The organism is Rhizobium leucaenae USDA 9039, assembly GCF_000426285.1.
Taxonomy (GTDB): Bacteria; Pseudomonadota; Alphaproteobacteria; order Rhizobiales; family Rhizobiaceae; genus Rhizobium; species Rhizobium leucaenae.
Window position 1 is genome coordinate 1 of record NZ_AUFB01000094.1, and the last position, 1,539, is coordinate 1,539.

General features: G+C 61.5%; 1 protein-coding gene and 1 pseudogene. Both read left to right on the forward strand.

Annotated features, from left to right (window positions below):
• Window positions 1-9 precede the first annotated feature (9 nt).
• On the forward strand, window positions 10-1,332 hold the full coding sequence (gene ltrA, locus K290_RS0133350; protein ID WP_028755411.1) for a group II intron reverse transcriptase/maturase: 1,323 nt from the start codon (window positions 10-12) through the stop codon (window positions 1,330-1,332).
• Window positions 1,333-1,449: 117 nt separating this feature from the next.
• Window positions 1,450-1,539 (forward strand): annotated as a pseudogene (locus K290_RS37665) (IS5/IS1182 family transposase); the annotation flags it as partial.

A 1,539-nucleotide genomic window follows, 5' to 3' on the forward strand; every position in this document is an offset into this window, starting at 1 on the left:
TGATTGGCGATGAGCCTCGAAACACCTGAAAAGATCAGGAACCTACAGAGAAAGCTCTATTGTAAGGCGAAGGCGGAGCCCGCTTTCCGCTTCTATTTGCTCTACGACAAGATTTGCCGTGAAGACATTCTGCGCCATGCCTATGCGCTGGCCCGCGCCAATGCGGGAGCGCCTGGCGTCGACGGAGTGACCTTTACGCAGATCGAGGCGTCGGGCGTGGATGCGTGGTTGGCGGGCCTGCGCGAAGAACTCGTTTCGAAGACGTACCGACCCGATCCGGTGCGGCGGGTGATGATACCGAAGCCTGGGGGAGGCGAGCGTGCGCTCGGCATTCCCTCTATCCGCTGTCGCGTCATCCAGACCGCTGCCAAGCTCGTACTGGAACCAATCTTCGAGGCGGACTTCGAGGACGGTGCTTATGGTTATCGGCCGCGTCGCAGCGCGGTCGATGCAGTCAAGGAAACGCACCGGCTGATGTGCCGGGGCTACACCGACGTTGTCGACGCTGATTTGTCGAAATATTTTGACACGATCCCGCATTCGGACCTCCTCAAATCGGTGGCCCGACGCATCGTCGATCGGAGCGTGCTGCGGCTGATCAGGCTGTGGCTGCGAGCACCGGTCGAGGAGCGGGATGGCGACGGGAAACGGCGCATGACTGGCGGCAAGAGCAGCACACACGGCACGCCCCAAGGGGGTGTCGTCAGTCCGCTGCTCTCGGTCATCTACATGAACCGGTTCCTGAAGCACTGGCGTCTCAGCGGTCTGGGTGAAGAGTTCCGCGCGCACGTCATCTCTTATGCCGATGACTTCGTCATTCTCAGCCGCGATCATGCGGCCGAGGCGCTGGCGTGGACAAGGACGGTGATGACGAAACTCGGGCTGTCGCTCAACGAGGCGAAAACCTCGGTGAAGGATGCCCGGCGCGAACACTTCGACTTCCTTGGCTACTCGCTTGGACCACGTCATCTGCCCAACGGCGGCCGGTGGTACCTGGGAGCGAGCCCGTCCAGGAAGAGCGTGCAGCGGATCAAGACCAAGGTCAGCGCGCTGCTGACGCCGGGCAACAAGGGCACATGGCCTGAAGTTCGCAAGCGATTGAACCGCCTCCTGGGCGGTTGGGCCGCATACTTCTCCTATGGCGCTCTCGCATCGGCCTATGAAGGCGTCGATCGACACGTCTATGACCGCGTCACGAACTTCCTGTGCAGACGGCACAAAGTGCAAGGACGCAGCACGCGTCGATTCCCACGTGAACATGTTTACGGGGAATTGGGCGTGCTGTGTCTTCGACGCGAGCGCGGCAAGCAGTCGCCGTGGGCCTTACGATGAAGCCAGTCGGAAAGCCGGATGCGGGAAATCCGCACGTCCGGTTTGATGAGCGGGGAAAGGAAACGGAGCGAGCCTCGCAAGGGCCAGCCACCGCGCCTTTCCTCGACTCTACAGACCAAAGGCCGCAAGCGCCATATCATCGTCGATACGCTCGGCCTGATGGTCGGTCTCATGGTGCACAGCGCCGACATCCAGGATCGCGACGGT

Bases quoted from the DNA above. Each gene is read 5' to 3' on its own strand.
- ltrA (WP_028755411.1), top strand. From the start codon at position 10: ATGAGCCTCGAAACACCTGAAAAGATCAGGAACCTACAGAGAAAGCTC.